At 42.7% G+C, this 433-nt stretch carries 1 protein-coding gene; it reads left to right on the top strand.

All coding sequences use genetic code 11. The features are described from left to right. Window positions 1-433 (top strand): mucin-binding protein (locus ADH81_RS11215; RefSeq protein WP_049528215.1); only part of this gene is annotated, 433 nt, incomplete at both ends.

A 433-nucleotide genomic window follows, 5' to 3' on the forward strand; every position in this document is an offset into this window, starting at 1 on the left:
AGATCCAAGCAAACCAGGCCAACCAGTAGAACCAGGAACACCAATCACTCCTGAAAATCCAGGAACTGATACCCCAATCATCTACGTACCAATCGTGAATGATGTGACTAAACCAACCAAACAGACAGTGAAGTTTGAAGGAGCAGGCGATAAGACTCCAGCTGACAACGTCCAAGACGACTTTAATTTCACTGGTAAAGAAAAACAAGCTGATGGAACTACAACATGGACTGAAACTAGTCACACCTATGGCAAGGTTACTGTTCCAGTTGTAGATGGATACTACTCAGATAAGACAGAAGCTGGCTCTAAGACAGTGACTCCAGATCAACCAGAAGTAACTGATAAGGTTACTTACAAACCACTAGGTAGCTTGGTTCCAAAATCTGATGATCCAAACTTCCCATCAACACCAGGTGTGAAATATCCAAAT

It is taken from the genome of Streptococcus pseudopneumoniae (assembly GCF_001072925.1).
Taxonomy (GTDB): Bacteria; Bacillota; Bacilli; order Lactobacillales; family Streptococcaceae; genus Streptococcus; species Streptococcus pseudopneumoniae_Q.